A 21438-nucleotide genomic window follows, 5' to 3' on the forward strand; every position below is an offset into this window, starting at 1 on the left:
CTTTCTCAATTTCAGCCGTCAACCGACTGCTTTGCCTTCATTTCTTCATACTTCGCACGCGCCGCGCGCACCGTTTCCCGCTCTGACACTTCGGGGACGCCCACGTCCCACCAGGTCCCGCCCGCCGCCGTGGACGGGCCGGGATCGGTGTCGATCACGATGACCGAAGGCACCTGCCCGCCGCGCATTGCGGTGATCGTCGCCTCCAGTTCGGCGACGGAGCCTGCCTTGACCGCCCGCGCGCCCATGCTGGCGGCGTGGGCGACAAAGTCGATGGCCGAGGGGTTCACGTGCCATGCGTCGTCCAGCAGGTTGTTGAAGGGCGCGCCGCCGGTGTGTTTCTGCAGGCGGTTGATGCAGCCGTAACCGCGGTTGTCGGTGATGACGACGGTGAAGGGCACGCCCATCATCACGGCGGTCGCCAACTCGCTGTTGGCCATCATGTAGGACCCGTCGCCCACCATGCAGACCACATCCGCATCGGGACGCGCCATCTTGATGCCCAAGGCCCCCGCGATTTCATAGCCCATGCAGGAAAAGCCGTATTCCATGTGATAGCCGCCCTGCGCGGCATCCCAGATCTTGTGCAACTCGCCCGGCATGGTGCCGGCCGCGCCCATCACGATGGTGGCCGGAGTAGAGGAGCGCTGCACCGCGCCGATCACCTGCATGTCGGTGGGAAGCTGGTTGCCCGACGCGGGGGCGGCCTTCACCGCGGCCTTGGCGGCGGCCCAGTCAGATTTCAGCGCGGCATCTGGCGCGGCAAAGCGCAGGCCTTTCATCCCCGCGCCCAGTTTTTCCAGCGCGACCCTGGCATCTGCCACAAGGCTCATCGCACCATGCTTGCCCGCGTCATAGGCCTGCACGTTGATCGCAAGGATGCGCCGCGCGGGGTTCTTGAACAGCGACCACGAGCCGGTGGTGAAATCCTGAAACCGCGTGCCGAGGCCGATCACCAGATCCGCCCCCTCGCAGACGATATTGGCGGAGGAGGAGCCGGTGACGCCGACAGGTCCGAAATTCTGTTCGTGGTCATGGGCCAGCGCGGATTTGCCGGCCTGCGTTTCCACCACCGGAATCCCGTGTTCGGTGGCAAAGGCGGCCAGCGCGGCCTCGGCCTCCGAATAGATCACGCCACCCCCCGCTACGATGACGGGCTGTTTTGCGGCGCGGATCGCTGCGATGGCGGCCTGAAGCTCTGCCTGATCCGGCTCGGGCCGGCGGATGCGCCAAACCTTGGGGGTGAAGAAGGATTCGGGGTAGTCATAGGCTTCGGCCTGCACGTCCTGACAGAAGGCCAGCGTGACGGGGCCGCATTCCGCAGGGTCCGTCATCACACGCAGGGCGCGGGGCAGCGCGGTCAGGATGTGTTCGGGCCGCGTGATGCGGTCGAAATAGCGGCTGACGGGGCGGAAGCAGTCATTGGCGCTAACCGTACCATCCGCGAAATCCTCGACCTGTTGCAGGACCGGATCGGGGGCGCGGTTGGCGAAGACATCGCCGGGGATGATGAGCAGCGGCAGGCGGTTGACATAGGCCAGCGCGGCGGCGGTCACCACATTGGTGGCGCCCGGGCCGATGGAGGTGGTCACCGCCATGGCCTTTTGCCGCTTCATCGCCTTGGCATAGGCGATGGCGGTATGGGCCATGGTCTGTTCGTTGTGCCCGCGCCATGTGGGGAAGACATCGCGCGCGCCATGCAGCGCCTCGCCCAGACCCGCCACGTTGCCGTGGCCGAAGATGGCCCAGATGCCTTCGATGAAGCGGGTGCCGTCCTCGGCCTGCTGGTTGGCAAGCCAGCGGACCATGGCCTGCGCGGCGGTGAGACGGATCGTTGTCATGCGGCGATATCCTTCTTGGCGCGAGCCTCGTCCCAGATGGCGCAGAGGCGGCTGTAACGGTCCGCCATCATGGCGACGGCGGCATCATCGGAAATCTGGCCTGCCAGCCAGCCACGGGCGGCATCGGCAAAGATCGTGCGCCCCACGGCAAAGCCTTTCACCAGATCGTGCCGCGCGGCAAGCGCGAGCGAGGCGGCAAGCTGATCCTCCGGCGCGTCGAGACCCAGCACGACGATGCCGCGCACATGCGGGTCGTTGCGGGTGATGGCGGCGCAGGCATTTGTCCATGCGGCGTCGGTGGCGAAGGGTTCCAGCTTCCACCAGTCGGGGAAGATGCCGAGGTCATAGAACCGCTGTATCACCAAGGCCGAGGTCATGTCGTCCACCGGCGCGACCTTGGAGGGGATGATTTCCAGCAGCATTTCCAGCCGGTTGCGGCGGCAGGCGTGGAACAGGCGGGTGACCGTTTCCTCTTGCCGGGCCTTGGTCGCGGCATCGTCATCGGGATGGTAGAAGCACAACACCTTGACCACATGTTCCAGCGGCCATTCCGACAGGCCGCCGAAATCGGGCCCGATTTCCGGTTCCAGCGTCAGCGGGCGCGAGCCGGGCCATTCGACGGGCCGCCCGATCCACAGACCGGTTCCCGCGGCGGCATAAAGCGCATGGCGGCCAAGGCGCGAGTCGCAGAGGATGCCGTGGCCCGGCCGGCCGTCCGCGACGGTCAGGGCGGCGGTCAGGCAGAGTTCCTTGAAGGCGCCGATCTTCGCAGGCGTGGCGCCGTCCATCTGTTCCAGCTGCATGCGGTGGTCGAAGGCGAAGACCCGCATCGTGGACCAGTCCTTGTGGCGGTTCGTCGCCCAGTGGACCTGTTCCAGTGCCGCATCCTTGCGCAGCGCCTTTTCGACGACGCCGCGTTGCAGGAAGAACTGCAGCTCTTCCCATGAAGGATAGGCGGGGGTGCAGCCGTGGCGCGACACGGCGAAGGCCCCGCAGGCATTGGCGTATTTCAGCGCGATAGGCCAAGGTTCGCCGTCCAGCCAGCCCTTCAGCAGGCCGGACATGAAGCCGTCGCCCGCGCCAAGGACGTTGAACACCTCGATCGGGAAGCCGGGGCCGGTTTCGCCCTCGTCAAGGCTGTCGGGGATCGCGCCGGTGAAGGCGACCGCGCCCATCGGGCCGCGTTTGCATACGAGCGTGGCCTTGCTGACGGCGCGGACGGCGCGCAGGGCGGCGATGGTGTCGGTGCTGCCGCCGGCGATGTGGAATTCCTCTTCCGTGCCGACGATCAGGTCGAAGAAATGCAGCGTCGATTGCAGTTTCGCCGTGACGGCGGCAGATTCGATAAAGCGGTTTTCGCCATCGCCATGGCCCGACAGGCCCCAGAGGTTCGGGCGATAGTCAATGTCCAGCGCGGTTTGCAGACCGTGCTTGCGGGCCAGTGTCAGGGCCTTCAGCACCGCGGCCTCAGTCCGGGGATGCGAAAGGTGCGTGCCGGTGGCGACGACCGACCGCGCGCTGGCGATGAAGGCTTCGTCGATGTCGTCTTCGCACAGCGCCATGTCGGCGCAGTTCTCGCGGTAGAAGATCAGGGGAAACTGCTTCTCGTCGCGGATGCCCAGCAGGACGAGGGCGGTCAGGCGTTCGGGGTCTGTCCTGACGCCGCGCACATCGACGCCTTCGCGCGCCAGTTCCTCGCGGATGAAGCGGCCCATATGCTCGTCGCCCACACGGGTAATGAGCGCCGATTTCAGGCCAAGACGCGCGGTGCCTGCCGCCATGTTGGTCGGGCTGCCGCCGATATATTTCTGGAAGGAGCCCATATCCTCCAGCCGGCCGCCCACCTGCGCGCCGTAGAGGTCGACCGAGGAGCGGCCAATGGTGATGACGTCGAGCGTCTTGGCGGAGTGGGACACCGTTCTCTCCTCCGGTTCCTCCACGCGATGGCGCGGAGATTCGGTTCTGTTCATATTTTGGAATTTTTATTCCATAGTCGGGAAAAGTGGAAGGGCTTTCTTGACCCCTGCCCTATCCGCGCGCCGAACCCACGGCCACGGCCAGCGCGATCGACAGGGCCAGTGTCGCGGACAGCGAGCGGAAGGCACCGAAGTCGACCTCGGGCACGGTCAGCACCGTGCTGGACAAGCGGGCGAGCGGGCTTGTCAGGCGGTCGGTGATGCCGATCACAGGCAGTCCGCGCGTCTGGGCATCCTGTGCCAGAGCAAGGGTTTCGTCGGAATAGGGGGCGAAGGTGATCGCGATACATGCATCCCCGGCGCGCAAGGCATGGCGGTGGTCCAGCTTTCCGGTGCCGTCGTGCAGCATGGCCGGAACCTGCATCTTCTCGAAGACATAGGTCAGATAGCTGGCAACGGGATAGGCGCGCCGCAGGCCAACGACATGCAGCGTCCCCGCATCCGTCAGTTGCGCCACAGCCTGTGAAAGTGCGGCCTCGTCGACCGATTTCGCCAATTGCTCCAGCGACAGACGCCCCGCCTCGACGAATTCCGCAAGCAGGGCTGCGGGGCTTCCTGCGCCGTTTTCCTTCAGGTTGCTCAGGCGGGTGGAATAGTCCGGCCAGCCGGGCGCATAGGCATCGCGAAAAAGCTTCTGCATTTCGGAAAAGCCGGAAAACCCGAGGATCTGGCAAAAGCGCATCAGTGCCGAGGGCGGCACGTCCGCCCCTGCGGCCAGTTCGGCGACGGTCGAGACAGCGATGCGGTCGGTATTCGCGGCGATGTAGTCAGCGCATTGGCGCAGGCGTTTGGGCAGGGCATCGGTCACGTCGGCCAGACGGTTGCGGAAATCCTCGATGGTGGCGGGGGGCGTGACGGTCATGATGTCCCTTCGGTTTCCAAGGGAAGCTAGCAGCGTGGAACGAATATTCCAACCATTTGTGGAACGCGATGTCTGACGCAGACATCGCGCCGGAATTTCGCGCAAATTCCGGGCGCCCGGCAGATCATGCGGTTTCTGCGCCAGAAACCGCCGCGAAATCTGCGTCAGATTTCGCTGACGCGCAGGCCCGCGCGAAACCGCAGCGCATTGGCGCGGTAGCCTGCGGCGGATTTCAACAGCCGATCCCGCGCTGCTTCGTCCAGTTCGCGGATCACTTTGCCGGGGCTGCCCATGACGAGCGATCCGTCGGGGATCTCTTTCCCCTCGGTCACCAGCGCGCAAGCACCGATCAGGCAGCCGCGCCCGATCCTCGCCCCGTTCAGGATCGTGGCGCCCATGCCGATCAGCGACCCCGCGCCGATCGTGCAGCCATGCAGCATGGCCTTGTGGCCGATGGTGCAATCCGGCCCGATCACCAGAGGATAGCCCATGTCGGTGTGCAGCACGCAGTTTTCCTGCACGTTGGACCCTGCGCCGATGCGGATCTCCTCGTTATCGCCGCGCAGCGTCGCGCCGAACCAGACCGAGGCGCCCGCCTCAACCACCACGCGGCCGATGATGTTGGCATCGGGGGCGATCCATGCGTCGGGGTGGATCTCGGGCGTGATGCCGTCGAGGGAATAGATCATCGCGCCTCGAATTCCTTGTTCAGGGTGCGGACGAAATCGGACAGGCCGGGTTGGCGGTCGCGGCGCATCCGTTCCGATTGCAGGATGGTTTTCAGCTGTTCGAAGGTCGCGTCGAGGTCGCGGTTGACGAGGACATAGTCATATTCGGCCCAATGGCTGATCTCGTCGCGGCTTTTGGCCATGCGGCCTGCGATCACCTCGTCGCTGTCCTGCGCGCGGGTCCGCAGGCGGCGGTCGAGTTCGGCGATGGAGGGGGGCAGCACGAAGATCGACACGACATCGCGGCCAAGGGCCGAGTTGCGGATCTGCTGGCCGCCCTGCCAATCGATGTCGAAGACGGTGTCGCAGCCGTCCTTCATGTTCGCCTCCACCGGCCCGCGGGGGGTGCCGTAGAAGTTCCCGAACACCTCGGCATGTTCCAGCATCTGGCCGTCGCGCACCATGGTTTCGAATTCGGCGCGGCTGCGGAAGAAATATTCGCGCCCGTCCGCCTCGCCCGGTCTGGGCGCGCGGGTGGTGGCCGAGACGGAGAAGCGCATGGTCGCATCCCATGCCATCAGCATCCGCGTCAGCGTCGACTTGCCCGCCCCCGAGGGCGAGGAAAGGATGAGCAGAAGCCCCTTGCGCGCCATGGTCATTCCACGTTCTGAACCTGTTCGCGCATCTGATCTATGACCGTTTTGAGGTCAAGCCCGATGCGGGTGAGCGAGAGCGCCTGCGCCTTGGAGCAGAGCGTATTCGCCTCGCGCATGAACTCCTGCATGAGGAAGTCGAACTTGCGCCCGACAGGGCCGCTTTCGTCCAGAAGGGCGCGGGCGGCGGCGACATGGGCGGTCAGGCGGTCCAGCTCTTCCGTCACGTCGTTCTTGACGGCGATCAGGGCAAGCTCCTGCGTCAGCCGCGCCTCGTCCACGCCGTCGGTGTTGGCGATGACCTTGGCCAGAGCATCGCGCAACGCGGCGGCGGTGGCATCGCGGCGGGCCTCGGCCTCGGTCGCGGCCTCGGCGGCGAGGGTGGCGATGCGGTCAAGCTGGGTCGCGATGACGTCATGCAGGGCGGCCCCTTCGGCGGCGCGCATGGCGTTGAAGTCGGACAGGAGGGCGGGCAGATCGGCAAGGATCGCGCTCCGCAGCGGGGCCGTATCCTCGTCGGCGGAAGTCGTGTCGAGCACGCCGCGGATGGACAGCACATCGGCGGCATTCGGCTGTGCCAATGTCACCCCCGCCGCCATGGCCGCATTCTCCACCTCGGCCAATGCCGAAAGAACGGCGGACAGGACAGGCGGGTTCACGCGCAGCGTCGCCTCGCCCTCGCCCATGCCATCGCGGCTGACCCGCAGCGAGAGAGAGACATTGCCCCGTCCAAGCGCGCGGCCCAGCTCGGCACGAAGGGCGGCTTCCAGACCGTCGATCCAGTCGGGCACCCGCAGCCGCAGATCCAGCCCCTTGCCATTGACCGAGCGCAGGTCCCAGCTCCAGCCGTAGCCGGCCCCCTGCCCCTTGCGCGCGGCGAAACCGGTCATCGAGACGGTCATGTCTGCCCCCCTGCCCCGATGCGGGGCGTGTTAACCCTTTGTTCATCATTCGCTGCCGCTGCGCCGGAATGGGCATAATATGGCCCTGCGGACTAAGCGGACGGGCGATGCGTCCGTTCTGGGGCGTAACAGAGCGGCGCGGGGCCGACAACTGGCGCTGCGCCCCGCTGGGGCCGGATCGGATACGGGCAATGACTGGCGATTTCGCGGGCAAGGCAGGGTGGGCAGGACAAGCGGTGGCAGACCCGTCACCGGCGGCCCTGCTGCGGCGTCACTGGCAGTCGCTGCGCGGCGATGGCGGCGCCCCGCCGCAGCGTGAACGGATCGTGCCGCGCCAGTTGGCGCCCATGCTGGAACATTCGCTGCTGGTGGAACGGGCGGCGGGCGGGGCGGTGCTGATCCGCCATGCGGGGCTGATGGTCTGCGCCGTCCACGGGCTGGACCTTGCGGGGCGGCCGCTGTCGGTGCTGTTCGAGGCGGGCGCGCGGCTGCGGATGCTGGAGGCAGTCGAGGCGGTGCTGGACGGGCTGCAGACGGTCGAGATGGCGCTGCATTCCGAACGCGGCATGGCGCGGCCCCCGCTGCGGGCGCGGCTGACGCTGTTGCCGCTGGCGGGGCGCACGGCGGCGGATGCGGCGGCGATCGGCTGTCTTGATCTGGAAGGGCCGCCCGTCCTGCCGCCGCGCCGGTTCCGGATCGAGCGGGTGCTGGGCGAACCGCTTGCCCCGCGCGGCGACGGGCGCGGTGCGGGGGCGTCGGGGGCGGGTCCGGTTCTGATCTGGTCGCGGCCATGAAAAGGGCGGCAGGTCCGGAACCTGCCGCCTAACCGGATGCCGCGCGGCGCGCTGTCAGAGCGCGATGCGCTTTTCCCCCGCGCGCAGCGCCGTCAGTTCCTCGGCCACGAGGAAGGCCAGTTCCAGCGACTGCGACGCGTTCAGGCGCGGGTCGCAGGCGGTGTGGTAGCGGTCCGACAGATCCTCGTCCGTCACGGCGCGCAGGCCGCCGGTGCATTCGGTCACATCCTTGCCCGTCATCTCGAAATGCACGCCGCCGGGGATCGTGCCCTCGGCCTTGTGGATGGCGAAGAATTCGCGCACCTCGCGCAGGACCGAATCGAAGGGGCGGGTCTTGTAGCCCGTTGACGACTTGATCGTGTTGCCGTGCATCGGATCGCAGGACCAGACGACATTGGCGCCTTCGGCCTGTACGGTCTTGATCAGGCGCGGCATGTGTTCGCCCACCTTGCCCGCGCCGAAGCGCGCGATCAGGGTCAGGCGGCCCGCCTCGTTCTGCGGGTTCAGCTTGGCCATGAGGACCTTCAGATCCTCCGCCGTGGTGGAGGGGCCGCATTTCAGACCGATCGGGTTCAGCACGCCGCGGCAGAATTCGACATGCGCGCCGTCCGGCTGGCGCGTGCGGTCGCCGATCCAGATCATGTGACCCGACCCCGCAACCGGCTGGCCCGAGATGGAATCGATGCGGCAGAGTGCCTCTTCGTATTCCAGAAGCAGCGCTTCGTGGCTGGTGTAGAAATCGACCGTGGCCAGCGTATGCGCGGTTTCGGCGTTGACGCCGGCCGCGTTCATGAAGTCGAGCGCGTCGGAGATGCGGTTTGACAGTTCGCGGTAGCGTTCGGCCTTGTCATGTTCGGCAAAACCCAGCGTCCAGGAATGGACGCGGTGGATGTCGGCAAAGCCGCCGGTCGAGAAGGCGCGCAGAAGGTTCAGCGATGCCGCGGCCTGCGTATAGGCCTGCAGCATCCGGTTCGGATCGGGCATCCGCGCCTCGGGCGTGGCGTCGAAGCCGTTGATGATGTCGCCCTTGTAGCTGGGCAGTTCGACGCCGTTGATGACCTCGGTCGGGGCGGAACGCGGCTTGGCGAACTGGCCCGCCATGCGGCCCACCTTGATGACCGGCACCTTGGCGCCATAGGTCAGCACGACCGCCATCTGCAGCATGACACGGAAGGTGTCACGGATGTTGTCGGCGCTGAATTCGGCGAAGGATTCCGCGCAGTCGCCCCCTTGCAGCAGGAACGCCTTGCCCTCGGCAGCAAGGGCGAGCTGCTTTTTCAGCTTGCGCGCCTCGCCCGCAAAGACGAGCGGCGGATATTTCGCAAGCTGCGCCTCGGCGGCGTTGAGTGCGGTCATATCCGGATAGTCGGGCATCTGGATCCGCGGTTTTGCGCGCCAATCCGACTTGGTCCAGCCCTTGCTCATCGGTCTTCTCCGAAAGTTTGCGGTAACGGGCGCGGTATAAGCAGTCCGGCGGCATATGCAAAGGGAGAAACTGGCATGATATCCGTCGGGATTGCCCTTGCGGTGAAATTAGTTTCCTGATTGGCTGACGCCGAATACCGACGCATTTAGGTCGCACAATGTCCACCGCACCCAAGAAGGCCCAGCAGGTCGCCAAAGGCGCCGCCCCGCGGCGGTTCGTCTTTCTGTTGCTGGACCGCTTTACCATGCTGTCCTTTGCGAGTGCCATCGAACCGCTGCGTATCGCCAACCGCATCACGGGCGAGACGCTGTACACGTGGAAGCTTGCCGGTGAGGGCGGCGAGACGGTCACCTGCTCCAACGGGGCGTCCTTCAGGCTGGACATGGGTCTGGACGAGATCGAGCGCGAGGATACCGTTCTGGTCTGCGGCGGGGTGGATGTGCAGAAGGCCACGACGCGAGGCATCCTGAACTGGCTGCGGCGCGAGGCGCGTCGGGGCGTGACAATGGGGGGCCTTTGCACCGGGGCGCACGCGCTGGCCAAGGCGGGGCTGCTGGATGGCAAGAAGGCCACGATCCACTGGGAAAACCAGGACGGGTTCCTAGAGGAATTCGAGGAGGTGAAGCTGACAAAGTCGGTCTTCGTGATGGATGGCAACCGCTGGTCCACCGCGGGGGGGACGGCATCCATCGACCTTATGCTGAAGGTGATCGCGGCGGATCATGGCGAGGATATCGCCAACACCGTTGCGGACCAGTTGATCTATTCGACCATCCGCACCGATCAGGACACGCAGCGCCTGTCGATTCCCACGCGCATCGGCGTGCGCCATCCGAAGCTGTCGCAGGTCATCCAGATGATGGAGGGCAACATCGAAGACCCGATGTCGCCCGCCGATCTGGCCGAGGAGGTGGGGATGTCCACCCGCCAGCTCGAACGGTTGTTCCGCCGCTATCTGAACCGCAGCCCCAAGCGGTATTACATGGAACTGCGGCTGCAGAAGGCGCGCAACCTGTTGATGCAGACGGATATGAGCGTCATCAACGTGGCCTTGGCCTGCGGCTTTGCCTCGCCCTCGCATTTCTCGAAATGCTACCGCGCGCATTACAACACCACGCCCTACCGCGAGCGTGGCACGCAGGGCGGCGGCACCGGCGTCCGGCTGTCGATCTGACCGAAAGGGCCCCGTCTTTCTGACAGGCGGAACCGTACGTTATTCCTCGCGTGACAGGCGGTAGATCGCCCCGTCATGAACCGACAGGAACCAGATGGAGCCGTCGGGGGCCTGCACTACGTCGCGGACGCGGCCGGTTTGTGGCGCGGCGATCCGCTCTTCCGCAAAGCCGGAGTCGGGATCGAGTCGGCTGATGAAGTCCGAGTTCAATGATCCGGTGAAGAAATCCCCCCGCCATTCCGGAAACATCGTGCCGTCATAGATCATGAGACCCGACGGGGCGATGGACGGAACCCAGTAGTGGACCGGCTGCTCCATCCCCTTGCGCTGCGTGCCCTCGCCGATCTGCCCGCCGCCGTAGTTCTCGCCATAGCTGATCACCGGCCAGCCATAGTTGCGGCCCTGCCGGATCAGGTTCAACTCGTCCCCGCCCTGTGCGCCGTGTTCGACAAGCCAGAGCCGCCCCTGCCCGTCCATTGCCGCGCCCTGCGGATTGCGGTGACCTAGAGAGTGAAGGCCGGCCACGGCCCCGCCCGAGGCGGCATCGGCTTTGCCGTCGGCGGACAGACGGATCACCTTGCCCTCGGCGCGCGCGGCATCCTGCGCCTCATGCCCGTCGGGGCCCGTGCCGCGGTCGCCGGTCGTGAAATAGACCGACCCGTCGGTTCCCTCGACCAGCCGTGAACCGAAATGGCGACCGCCACCGTCCGCCTGCCCCTGCCAATGGATCGTGAACCCCTCGATCCGCGTGTTGTCTGCGGACAGAAGGCCGCTTCCGGCCGCCGTGGCCCCGCCACCGTCCAGCGGGATGGCAAAGGTGAGCCAGATCCGTCGTGACTGCGCGAAGTCACGCGGGATCATCACGTCGAGCAGCCCGCCCTGCCCTTCGGCCCAGACCGCAGGCCCCCCCGCCACCGGGCGCAATTTCCCGTCCTGCACCAGCAGCAGGCGACCGTCACGCTCGGTCACCACGGGTGTGCCGTCGGGAAGGAAATCTATCGCCCAAGGCTCGTCCAGACCGGTCACGACAGGATCGATCCGCGCCGGACCGGCGCTTGTGCCGATAGCCCCTGCCAGCGCGGCCGTGCCGCAAAAGGCCAGCAGGACGGTGGCGGCAACTGTCTGGCGTATCGGACGAATCTCCCTTTTCATTGAAAGCTGGCCGCCCGACGCCACCTGTCGAGGGCTGCTCACAGCTTTCTGATCCGGCGCGAGGGCGGAAACGCGACGCAGCGGGCCATTCCCGATGCGAAAGGGGTGCTTTTCTTTTGATCAATCGCACACTAGGTTCGCTCCTCAGGACAATGATCCAATCAGGGAGCAACCCATGAAGAAACTGCTGCTGGCCACCACCGCGACCGCCCTCATGGCGGGTGCTGCTTCGGCCGAAGACGTCAAGCTCGGCATCCTCCTCGGCTTCACCGGCCCGCTGGAATCGACCGTTCCGGACATGGCCAAGGGCGCCGAATTCGCCGTGAAGGAAGTCAACGACTCGGGCAAGTTCACGCTGGGCACCGTGACCACCGTGAACGGCGACACGACCTGCGTCGATGCGGCGGCGGCGACCGCTGCTGCCGAACGTCTCGTGACCTCGGATGGCGTCAAGGCCATCGTGGGCGGCGACTGCTCGGGCGTGACCGGTGCGGTGCTGCAAAACGTGGCGCGTCCGAACGGGATCGGGATGATCTCGCCCTCGGCCACCTCGCCCGCGCTGTCGACCGCCGAAGATGACGGCCTGTTCTTCCGCACCGCCCCGTCGGATGCGCGTCAGGGCGAGATCATGGCCGACATCCTGTCGGAAAAGGGCATCAAGTCGGTTGCGGTGACCTACACCAACAACGACTACGGCAAGGGTCTGGCTGACAGCTTCGGCGCGGCTTTCGCGGCCAAGGGCGGCTCGGTCACGATCTCGACCCCGCATGAAGACGGCAAGGCCGACTATTCGGCAGAAGTTGCCTCGCTGGCGGCTGCCGGCGGCGAGATGCTGATCGTTGCGGGCTATGTCGACCAGGGCGGCAAGGGCGTGATCCAGGCGTCGCTCGACTCGGGCGCCTTCTCGTCCTTCTACCTCGTGGACGGCATGTATGGTGATAGCCTGATCGAAGCCATAGGCGAACCGCTGAACGGCTCGTTCGGCGCGGTTCCCGGCACGGATTCGCCCGGCGCTGCCGCCTATGAAGAAGCGGCCAAGGCTGCAGGCTTCGACGGTTCGAACGCTTTCTCGAAGGAAAGCTATGACGCTGCCGCGCTGATCCTGCTGTCGATGGCGGCTGCCAACTCGACCAACTCCAAGGATTGGTCGGCCAAGGTGATGGATCTTGCCAATGCTCCGGGCGAGCCGATCCTGCCCGGCGAACTGGGCAAGGCTCTGGAACTGATCGCTGCCGGCACCGACATCGACTATGTCGGCGCAAGTGCCGTCGAACTCGTGGGCGCGGGCGAGTCCGCCGGTGCCTATCGCGAGTACGAGATCAAGGAAGGCAAGATCGAGACCGTCAAGTTCCGTTGAGGAACCGTTAACGGTTGACGAAAGGGTGCGGCCCGGGCATAGGCCCGGGCCGTTGCCTTAGACACGCATCCCGCGGCGCAGAGGCCCATAAGGGCACGGGTCGAACCGGCGGGAGACAGGGGATAGACCACATGATCGTTGTCGAGAACCTTCACAGGCATTTCGGCGGCTTCCGCGCCGTCGACGGAGCCTCGCTGGAGATCCGGACGGGAAGCATCACGGGCCTGATCGGCCCCAATGGCGCAGGCAAGACCACACTGTTCAACGTGATCGCAGGGCGCCTGCCGCCCACCTCGGGCCGCGTCCTGATGGATGGCGAGGACATCACCGGACTGCCGCCGCACGAGCTGTTCCACAAGGGCCTGCTGCGGACCTTCCAGATCGCGCATGAATTCGGGTCGATGACCTGTCTGGAGAACCTGATGATGGTTCCCGCGCGGCAAAAGGGTGAGACGCTGATGAACGCGTGGTTCAACCGCGCCGCTGTTGCGGAAGAGGAAGAGCGCATCCGCCAGAAGGCCAAGGACGTGTTGGAATTCCTGACGATCAGCCATCTGTCCGAACAGAAGGCGGGCCAGATCTCGGGCGGGCAGAAGAAGCTGCTGGAGCTGGGCCGCACGATGATGGTCGATGCCAAGATCGTCTTTCTGGACGAGGTGGGCGCGGGCGTGAACCGCACGCTGCTGAACACCATCGGCGATGCCATCGTGCGCCTGAACAAGGAGCGCGGCTATACCTTCTGCGTGATCGAACACGACATGGATTTCATCGCCCGCCTCTGCGATCCGGTCATCTGCATGGCCGAGGGCAAGGTGCTGGCACAGGGGACGGTCGACCAAGTGAAGAACGACGAGCGCGTGATCGAGGCCTATCTCGGCACCGGCCTGAAGAACAAGGTCAAGGAGGAGGCCGCCCATGGCTGAGCCCTTCCTGATCGGCGAGGCGATGACCGGCGGCTATGGCGGCGCGGACATCCTTCATTCCTGCACCATCGCGGTGGAAAAGGGCCAGATCGCCGTGATCGTCGGCCCCAACGGCGCGGGCAAGTCCACGGCCATGAAGGCCGTCTTCGGGATGCTGAAACTGCGCGCAGGCCATGTGAAGCTGGACGGCGAGGACATCACCGCCCTGACCCCGCAGGCCCGCGTGGCCAAGGGGATGGGGTTCGTCCCGCAGACCCACAACATCTTCACCTCCATGACGGTGGAGGAGAATCTGGAAATGGGCGCCTTCATCCGCACCGACGATTTCGCGGATACGATGGCGCAGGTCTATGACCTGTTCCCGATCCTGAAGCAGAAGCGGTTGCAGCCCGCGGGCGAATTGTCGGGCGGCCAGCGCCAGCAGGTGGCCGTGGGCCGCGCTCTGATGACGAAGCCGAAGGTCCTGATGCTGGACGAACCCACCGCAGGCGTCAGCCCCATAGTGATGGACGAACTTTTCGACCGCATCATCGAGGTGGCGCGGACCGGCATCTCGATCCTGATGGTCGAACAGAACGCACGTCAGGCGCTGGAGATCGCGGACAAGGGCTATGTCCTTGTGCAGGGCGCAAACCGCTTCACCGACACCGGAAAGGCGCTGCTTGCCGATCCGGAGGTCCGCCGTTCCTTCCTCGGGGGTTGAGAGATGGATATCCTGAACGCCCTCGTGGCCTTTCTGAACTTCGTCTTCGTGCCGGCGCTGGCCTATGGCTCGCAACTCGCGCTGGGGGCGCTGGGTGTGACGCTGATCTACGGCATCCTGCGCTTTTCCAACTTTGCCCATGGCGACACCATGGCCTTCGGGACGATGGTGACGATCCTTGTGACATGGTGGATGCAGTCCGTCGGCATCACCTTCGGCGTCCTGCCGACCGCACTTCTGGCCCTGCCCTTCGGGATCGCCGCGACGGCGGCCTTCGCCTTGGGGACGGACCGCGTGATCTACCGTTTCTACCGCAAACAGAAGGCAGCGCCGGTCATTCTCGTGATGGTGTCACTGGGTGTGATGTTCGTGATGAACGGCATCGTGCGCCTGATCATCGGGGTGGAGGACCAGAATTTCGCCGATGGCGGGCGGTTCCTGATTTCCGCCGGTGATTTCAAGGAAATGACCGGTCTGGCCGAAGGTCTGGCGATCAAGGGCACGCAGGCGGTGACAGTGGTCACGGCGATTGTGGTGATGGGGCTCTTGTTCTGGTTCCTGCAGAAGACGCGCACGGGCAAGTCGATGCGCGCCTTTTCGGATAACGAGGATCTGGCGCTGTTGTCGGGCATCAACCCCGACCGCGTGGTGCAGATCACGTGGATCATCGCGGCGGCGCTGGCGACCATCGCGGGGGTGCTCTACGGGCTGGACAAGTCCTTCAAGCCCTTCACCTATTTCCAGCTTCTGCTGCCGATCTTCGCGGCGGCCATCGTCGGCGGCCTGGGGTCGCCCATCGGGGCCATCGCGGGCGGTTTCGTCATCGCCTTTTCCGAGGTGATGGTGACCTATGCCTGGAAGAAGGTGGTGACCTATCTGGTTCCCGAAAGCATGGCGCCGGACGGGCTCGTGCAGCTCATGACCACGGATTACAAATTCGCGGTCAGCTTCGCGATCCTCATTCTCGTCCTGATCTTCATGCCCACGGGCCTGTTCAAGGGGAAATCGGTATGAACCGGAACCTTGCGCTTTTCGCGGGGGTCGCCCTGCTGTTCGTCCTGACGGGCGTGTTCCAGAGCTGGAACCTTGCCCTGTCGATCCTGAACCTGTCGCTCATCAGCGCCATCATGGCGCTGGGGGTGAATATCCAATGGGGTTATGCGGGCCTGTTCAATACGGGCATCATGGGTTTTGCCGCGCTGGGCGGTCTGGCCGTGGTGCTGGTGTCGACGCAGCCGGTGGTCGAAGGATGGCAGGCGGGCGGCACCGGCATTCTGGCGGGGCTGTTCCTCGGCGCGGCCTCGATCGCGGCGGCGATCTTTGCCTATAACCGCCTGCCCAAGGGGCGGGTGCGGACATGGGGAACGCTGGCCATCGTGGTGGGCGGGTTCTTCCTGTTCCGCGCGGTTTTCGACCCGGCCGTCACGGCGGTCGAGGCATTCAACCCCGCCACGGCGGGCAACCTTGGCGGTCTGGGCCTGCCCGCGACTCTGGCATGGCCGGTGGGCGGGCTGCTGGCCGCTGGCGCCGCATGGGCCATCGGCAAGATCGCGCTGGGGCTGCGGTCGGACTATCTGGCCATCGCCACGCTGGGCATCGCGGAAATCGTCATCGCGGTGATGAAGAACGAGGACTGGCTGGCGCGCGGGGTGAAGAACATCATCGACATGCCGCGCCCCTGGCCCGTGCCCTATGAGGTGCAGTTGCAGCAATCGGCAGGCTTTGTCGACTGGGCGACGCGCTGGGGCTTCGATCCGGCAACCGCGTCCTCGATCGTCGTCAAGCTTTGCTATGTGGCGATGTTCGGGGCCGTCCTTCTGGCCGTGATCTGGCTGTCGGAGCGCGCCTTGAACAGCCCGTGGGGCCGCATGATGCGCGCCATCCGCGACAACGAGGTGTCCGCCGCCGCGATGGGCAAGAACGTGACCCGTCGGCATCTGCAGGTCTTCATCCTCGGCTCGGCCGTCGTCGGCATTGCGGGCGCCATGTATACCAGCATGAACGGCATGCTGGCACCGGGCGAGTATAACCCGCTGCGCTTTACTTTCCTGATCTGGGTGATGGTGATCGTCGGCGGATCGGGCAACAACTGGGGCGCAGTTCTGGGCGGCCTGCTGATCGGCTGGCTGTGGCTGATCGTGGAAAGCGTGGGTCCGGCCGTCATGGGGGCGCTGGTCGCCGGCCTGTCGGACGGGCCGCTCAAGACCCACCTGATCGACGCGGCACAGCACATGCGCCTGCTGACTATGGGTGTGGTCCTTCTGCTGGTTCTCCGGTTCAGCCCGCGCGGACTGATCCCCGAGAAATAAGGGAACCCACCCAGATCGAAAGAGGGGGCGAAGTTCACTCTTCGCCCCATTTCCATTTTCCGAACTTCTGCAGTCTCCCCGTGCAACGGCCCCCGGCCACGCCAGCAGACAGCAGGAAGCGTGATCGAAACCGCCACCCGCGCCCCTGACCCGTCACGTCAGGCGGTGGACGACCAACGCATCGGGCCGAGGCACCCGACAAGCCTCGCGCATTTTCCGACACATTTCTGTCGCGGATCAACATGCCACTGCGTCCCGCTTGCGGCCAATCTGCCGTCAATCAAGCGAGGGAGTCCCCCATGAAAACCCATACCCGAGTGCTCGTGATCGGCGGCGGTGTCGTCGGCTGCTCGGTCCTTTACCACCTGACCAAGCTCGGCTGGTCCGACGTCATGCTGGTCGAACGCTCCGAACTCACCTCGGGCTCGACCTGGCACGCGGCGGGGGGCTTCCACACCCTGAACGGCGATACCAACATGGCCGCGCTTCAGGGTTACACCATCCGGCTTTACAAGGAGTTGGAGGCGATCACCGGCATGTCCTGCGGCCTGCACCATGTGGGCGGCATCACGCTGGCCGACAACGAGGCGCGGTTCGAACAGTTGAAAGCCGAACGGGCCAAGCACCGCTACATGGGGCTGGATACGGAAATCCTCGGGCCAGAGGAAATCCGCAAGCTGACCGACGGCATGGTCAACCTCGAAGGCATCATCGGCGCGCTTTATGATCCGCTGGACGGCCACCTCGACCCGTCGGGGACCACCCACGCCTATGCCAAAGCCGCGCGCATGGGCGGGGCGGAAATCGTGCTGCACAACCGCGTGCTGGAAACCAACCCGCGCCCCGACGGGTCGTGGGAAGTGGTCACGGAAAAGGGCACCATCATCGCCGAACATGTCGTCAACGCCGGCGGCCTCTGGGCGCGCGAGATCGGGGCGATGGCGGGCGTCTACCTACCGCTGCTGCCGATGGCGCACCAATACCTTGTTACCGACGACATTCCCGAGATCATGGAGATCCTGAAATCGGGCCGCGAATTCCCGCATGTGATGGACCCCGGCGGAGAAAGCTATCTGCGGCAGGAAGGGCGCGGCCTCTGCATCGGCTTCTATGAAAAGCCCTGCGAGCCGTGGTCGGTCGACACGACCCCGTGGGATTTCGGCCACGAGTTGCTGAACGAACAGTTCGACAAGATCGAGGATTCGGTCAACTTTGCCTATCGCCGCTTCCCCGTGCTGGAACGGTCTGGGGTGAAGCGCGTGATCCACGGCCCCTTTACCTTTGCCCCCGACGGCAACCCGCTGATCGGCCCCGTGCCGGGCCTGCGCAACTACTGGTCGGCCTGTGCCGTCATGGCGGGCTTCAGCCAGGGTGGCGGCATGGGTCTGGCGCTGGCGCAATGGATGATCGAGGGCGAGGTCGAACGCGACCCGCGCGGCTTCGACGTATCGCGCTTCGGCAACTGGACAAGCCCGGGCTATACGGTCCCGAAGGTGATCGAAAACTACCAGATGCGCTTCTCGGTCAGCTACCCGAACGAGGAACGCCCTGCCGCCCGCCCCTTCCGCACCACGCCGATGTACGAGGTGTTCGATGGCATGAACGCCGTCTGGGGCCAGCAATACGGGCTGGAAGTGGTCAACTACCACGCCCTGCCCGGCGAGCCGCGCTATGAGGAACCGTCCTTCAAGCGGTCGAACGCATGGGAAGCGACGCGTCAGGAAGTGCTGGCCGTGCGCGAAGGCGTCGGCATCAACGAGGTGCAGAACTTCGGCAAGTACCGCGTCACCGGCCCCAATGCCCGCGCATGGCTTGACCGCATCATGGCGGGCCTGATCCCGAAACCGGGCCGCCTGTCGCTGACGCCGATGCTCGCCCATTCGGGCAAGATAATCGGGGATTTCACGGTTTCCTGCCTGTCGGAAACCGAATTCCAGCTTACCGCCTCATACGGCGCGCAGGGCTGGCATTCGCGCTGGTTCGAACAGAACCCGATGGACGGGGTGACGGTCGAGAACATCTCGGACACCCGCTCCGGCTTCCAGATTGCCGGCCCGAATGCGCGCGAGCTTCTGTCCCGCGTCACCCGGGCGGATGTCAGCGCGGAAGCCTTCAGGTTCATGGACGTCCGCCGGATGACCGTGGGCATGGCCAATTGCATCGTCCAGCGCGTCAGCTATACGGGCGATCTGGGCTTCGAGATCTTCACCGACCATATGTCGGTGCGGCACCTTTGGGACGTGCTGACAGCGGCGGGCAAGGATCTGGGCATCCGGCCATTCGGGATGCGGGCGATGATGTCCCTGCGTCTGGACAAGTGGTTCGGGTCCTGGGGGCGAGAGTTCAGCCCCGACTATACCCCTGCCGAAACAGGTCTCGACCGCTTTATCCGCTGGAACAAGGCGGCAGACTGGATTGGCAAGGCCGCCGCCACCGCCGAAAAGGCTGCAGGGCCAAAGCGGCGTCTGGTGTCCTTCGTCGTCGATGCCAAGGATGCCGATGTGGTGGCGTGGGAACCGATCTGGCTGGACGGCGCGGTGGCGGGCTTCTGCACCAGCGGCGGCTTCAGCCACTGGACCGGCAAGTCGGTCGCCATGGGCTTCCTGCCCGCCGACAAGGTGAAGGACGGTCTGGGCTGCGAGATCGAGATTCTGGGCGAACGGCGCAAGGCGACCGTCCATCTCTCGTCGCTGTGGGATGGTGACGGCGCGCGGATGCGTGGCTGATCATGGATGGCTCCGCCGGAGGGCCGACAGGCCGTTCGGCGGATCATTCTTCGGGGCGTTCGCCCTGTTTCGGGATCAGGCCATAGGGCGCCACCAGACGCCAGACATGGTCCGGAACCATGTTCTTGATCCGCGCCGGAAAGGACCGGCGCAGATGCAGGACGGTTTCGATGGCCTTCATCTCGACCCGGGCGCGGGCAAATTCCAGCCCGCGCGGGCCTAGGCGCGGTTGCAGGAAGGCGACGATGGGGCGCGCCCAGTCGGGCATGGCGCGCAGCGGCAGGCCACCCGCTGCCCGTTCCGTATTGGCGAGGAACCCCCTGACCGGCGCGGCGCGCTTGCCCTTGTCGGTCAGGGGCGACAGGGTAAGCTGGTCGGCCAGCAGCGCCAGCACCTCTTCCCCGCGGTCATTTCGCGCGATGATCCACTGGTCACCATCGCCCCCCATGTATCCCACGGTGATATCGGCCAGACGGTTCGTGTAGTCCACGCAGGTCTTGCAGGTCATGGGAAAGAAATCGGCGGGCAGCTTGGACAAGGGCAGTTTCAGGAAGGGCACAGTGCGGGCGGGACGCCCGTCGTCATAGCGCAGTTCGACACGGTAATCGGCGCGGAACTCCAGATAGCTGATCCGGTCGGGGCGCGGGTCGATCTGGGCGAGGAAATGGTGGAAATTCTCTGTCGTGGTGTTGTCGGAACAGGGGGTGCCGATGGCATAGATGCGCTCGAACCCCAGTTCCGTCTCGATCGCGCGCAGCGCATGGATCTGGCAGGGAATGCCCACGACGGCGATACGCCTGTGGCCTGCAGCGGCAGCGGGTTCCAGCAAGGCCAGCGTCGGGCCAAAGCCCATCCGCATCCCGCGCACGCGGCGCAGTTCGGCCGGATCGGTTACGATGACAGGCAGCGGCTTCCAGCGGTCCTTGGGATCGGGGGCAGTGGCCAGCACCGCCGTGACCGCCCCCGTTTCCAGCAGGCGCGCGGCGAGCGCGGTGGTGATGCCGGTCCATTGCGCGCCATCCAGCGGGCGCGTCATCCGCGCGCGCAGCATCCGGCGGGTGACGCCGAAGAAAGCCTCTTCCCCCTGCCCCGGCCGTGCACTGCGGCCGTGGGTCTGGACCTCGCGCGCGGGATAGTCCGGTGCGATGAACTGGCAGGCCTTTCCGCAGGCCTTGCCGTCCCCCATGCGCGACACGCCGCAATCGGTGCAAAGCCCCGGGCGGGGCGCGCCACCGATGAGCGGGACAACGAAACCGCTGGAAGGCGGAAGGGGACCGTCGGGCATGGCGCAGCTTTCAGGGCCGGAGTGGCCCTCTGCGGAACCTAGCGCGACGGGTGCAGGGCGTCCAGAAAAACTGTCAATCCAAGTTGACAGTTGTCAGAGTCATGCCGTGGCGTGCAGGTCATGCAACAGGTCGGCAAGGCATGTGGCCCGCGTTTCCCGCCCCGAAATCAGGGCGACACTGCGGCGCGCGGCCTCGATATCCGTCAGGCGCAGGCCGTCCAACTGCCCGCGAAGGCACTGGTCCGTCAGCAGGACCTTCGCCTGCGCCTGCATCAGCAGGCGGTGATGCACCGTGCGTTGCGCCTGCTGCCATGCCGCACCGTCGGTATGCCTGCTGAAGCCCCAGAGGCGGATGGGAAAGGGATCGGTGGCACAGCCCCGCGTCCGGCTCCACACACTCAACCCGCCACAGGGATCCTGGGCATCGTCCTCGTCATCGACCGTTTGAAGGATGACATCCGAAAGCGTCCCGACAGATGCCACGCTCTGCACCGTCGCCCCGCGGCGTCGGGGCGCGGACCAGTCGAGCGTGACGATGGGCGCGAGCAGGGCCGAACAGAGCGTGAGGCGCGAAAGGGTTTGCGACATCTTCGGCACTCCTTGCCCTTGCCCCGATCGGGCACGCCGCGCAAGTAGAACACTCAACCATAAGTTTAAATCTGTCCTGCCGACGGTCACATGAACCAA

At 65.5% G+C, this 21438-nt stretch carries 18 protein-coding genes; 8 read left to right on the forward strand and 10 right to left on the reverse strand.

All coding sequences use genetic code 11. The features are described 5' to 3' along the window. Window positions 1-11: 11 nt before the first annotated feature. From iolD to GU927_RS11460, 6 genes are all read right to left on the reverse strand, one after another. Complete coding sequence (iolD, locus tag GU927_RS11435) at window positions 12-1841, reverse strand: 3D-(3,5/4)-trihydroxycyclohexane-1,2-dione acylhydrolase (decyclizing) (RefSeq protein WP_161762575.1); 1830 nt, start codon at window positions 1839-1841, stop codon at window positions 12-14. Continuing rightward, window positions 1838-3757: a bifunctional 5-dehydro-2-deoxygluconokinase/5-dehydro-2-deoxyphosphogluconate aldolase gene (locus GU927_RS11440; protein WP_232489201.1), complete on the reverse strand. Its 1920-nt coding sequence runs from the start codon at window positions 3755-3757 to the stop codon at window positions 1838-1840. The genes iolD and GU927_RS11440 overlap by 4 nt, the downstream gene beginning before the upstream one ends. Before the next feature lie 112 nt (window positions 3758-3869). Further along, window positions 3870-4679 (reverse strand): MurR/RpiR family transcriptional regulator, encoded by an 810-nt coding sequence (locus GU927_RS11445; protein ID WP_161762577.1) that lies wholly within the window; start codon window positions 4677-4679, stop codon window positions 3870-3872. A 164-nt stretch (window positions 4680-4843) separates the two neighbouring features. Continuing rightward, the gene (locus GU927_RS11450) at window positions 4844-5368 is read right to left on the reverse strand and encodes a gamma carbonic anhydrase family protein (RefSeq protein ID WP_161762578.1); all 525 of its coding nucleotides are present in this window, start codon (window positions 5366-5368) and stop codon (window positions 4844-4846) included. Next, window positions 5365-6000, reverse strand: coding sequence for a guanylate kinase (gmk, locus tag GU927_RS11455; RefSeq protein WP_161762684.1), 636 nt, complete (start codon window positions 5998-6000; stop codon window positions 5365-5367). The genes GU927_RS11450 and gmk overlap by 4 nt, the downstream gene beginning before the upstream one ends. 2 nt (window positions 6001-6002) lie before the next feature. Further along, entirely contained in the window at window positions 6003-6902 is a 900-nt protein-coding gene (locus GU927_RS11460; protein WP_161762579.1) for a YicC/YloC family endoribonuclease, read from the reverse strand. 191 nt (window positions 6903-7093) lie between these two features. On the opposite strand from GU927_RS11460, the gene GU927_RS11465 reads away from it, so the two are divergent. Then, complete coding sequence (locus GU927_RS11465; RefSeq protein ID WP_161762580.1) at window positions 7094-7696, forward strand: PAS domain-containing protein; 603 nt, start codon at window positions 7094-7096, stop codon at window positions 7694-7696. Between the two features lie 54 nt (window positions 7697-7750). Here GU927_RS11465 and GU927_RS11470 read toward each other — a convergent pair whose 3' ends face one another. Further along, a complete protein-coding gene (locus GU927_RS11470; RefSeq protein ID WP_161762581.1) occupies window positions 7751-9121 on the reverse strand; it encodes a class II 3-deoxy-7-phosphoheptulonate synthase in 1371 nt (456 codons plus the stop codon). Between the two features lie 158 nt (window positions 9122-9279). On the opposite strand from GU927_RS11470, the gene GU927_RS11475 reads away from it, so the two are divergent. Next, window positions 9280-10296 carry a GlxA family transcriptional regulator gene (locus GU927_RS11475; protein ID WP_161762582.1) on the forward strand — a complete coding sequence of 339 codons (1017 nt, stop codon included), beginning with the start codon at window positions 9280-9282 and terminating at the stop codon, window positions 10294-10296. Between the two features lie 39 nt (window positions 10297-10335). Here GU927_RS11475 and GU927_RS11480 read toward each other — a convergent pair whose 3' ends face one another. Next, on the reverse strand, window positions 10336-11448 hold the full coding sequence (locus GU927_RS11480) for a PQQ-dependent sugar dehydrogenase (protein WP_161762583.1): 1113 nt from the start codon (window positions 11446-11448) through the stop codon (window positions 10336-10338). 175 nt (window positions 11449-11623) lie between these two features. Between GU927_RS11480 and GU927_RS11485 the strand changes: the two genes are divergently transcribed. The 6 genes from GU927_RS11485 (at window position 11624) to GU927_RS11510 (ending at window position 19466) form a co-directional block, all read left to right on the forward strand. Further along, a complete protein-coding gene (locus GU927_RS11485; protein WP_161762584.1) occupies window positions 11624-12805 on the forward strand; it encodes an ABC transporter substrate-binding protein in 1182 nt (393 codons plus the stop codon). 131 nt (window positions 12806-12936) lie between these two features. Further along, window positions 12937-13728, forward strand: a complete 792-nt coding sequence (locus GU927_RS11490; protein ID WP_161762585.1) for an ABC transporter ATP-binding protein — start codon at window positions 12937-12939, stop codon at window positions 13726-13728. Continuing rightward, on the forward strand, window positions 13721-14431 hold the full coding sequence (locus tag GU927_RS11495) for an ABC transporter ATP-binding protein (protein ID WP_161762586.1): 711 nt from the start codon (window positions 13721-13723) through the stop codon (window positions 14429-14431). Before GU927_RS11490 ends, GU927_RS11495 begins: the two co-directional genes overlap by 8 nt. A gap of 3 nt (window positions 14432-14434) precedes the next feature. Then, a complete protein-coding gene (locus GU927_RS11500) occupies window positions 14435-15445 on the forward strand; it encodes a branched-chain amino acid ABC transporter permease (RefSeq protein WP_161762587.1) in 1011 nt (336 codons plus the stop codon). After that, complete coding sequence (locus GU927_RS11505; protein ID WP_161762588.1) at window positions 15442-16740, forward strand: branched-chain amino acid ABC transporter permease; 1299 nt, start codon at window positions 15442-15444, stop codon at window positions 16738-16740. Before GU927_RS11500 ends, GU927_RS11505 begins: the two co-directional genes overlap by 4 nt. Before the next feature lie 299 nt (window positions 16741-17039). Then, window positions 17040-19466 carry a GcvT family protein gene (locus tag GU927_RS11510; RefSeq protein WP_161762589.1) on the forward strand — a complete coding sequence of 809 codons (2427 nt, stop codon included), beginning with the start codon at window positions 17040-17042 and terminating at the stop codon, window positions 19464-19466. A 43-nt stretch (window positions 19467-19509) separates the two neighbouring features. Here the strand turns inward: GU927_RS11510 and GU927_RS11515 are convergent, their stop codons facing one another. Continuing rightward, window positions 19510-20652: a Coenzyme F420 hydrogenase/dehydrogenase, beta subunit C-terminal domain gene (locus GU927_RS11515; protein WP_332838502.1), complete on the reverse strand. Its 1143-nt coding sequence runs from the start codon at window positions 20650-20652 to the stop codon at window positions 19510-19512. 198 nt (window positions 20653-20850) lie between these two features. Then, window positions 20851-21339: a hypothetical protein gene (locus GU927_RS11520; RefSeq protein WP_161762591.1), complete on the reverse strand. Its 489-nt coding sequence runs from the start codon at window positions 21337-21339 to the stop codon at window positions 20851-20853. Window positions 21340-21438: the final 99 nt, after the last annotated feature.

This window comes from Paragemmobacter amnigenus, assembly GCF_009908265.2.
GTDB lineage: Bacteria > Pseudomonadota > Alphaproteobacteria > Rhodobacterales > Rhodobacteraceae > Paragemmobacter > Paragemmobacter amnigenus.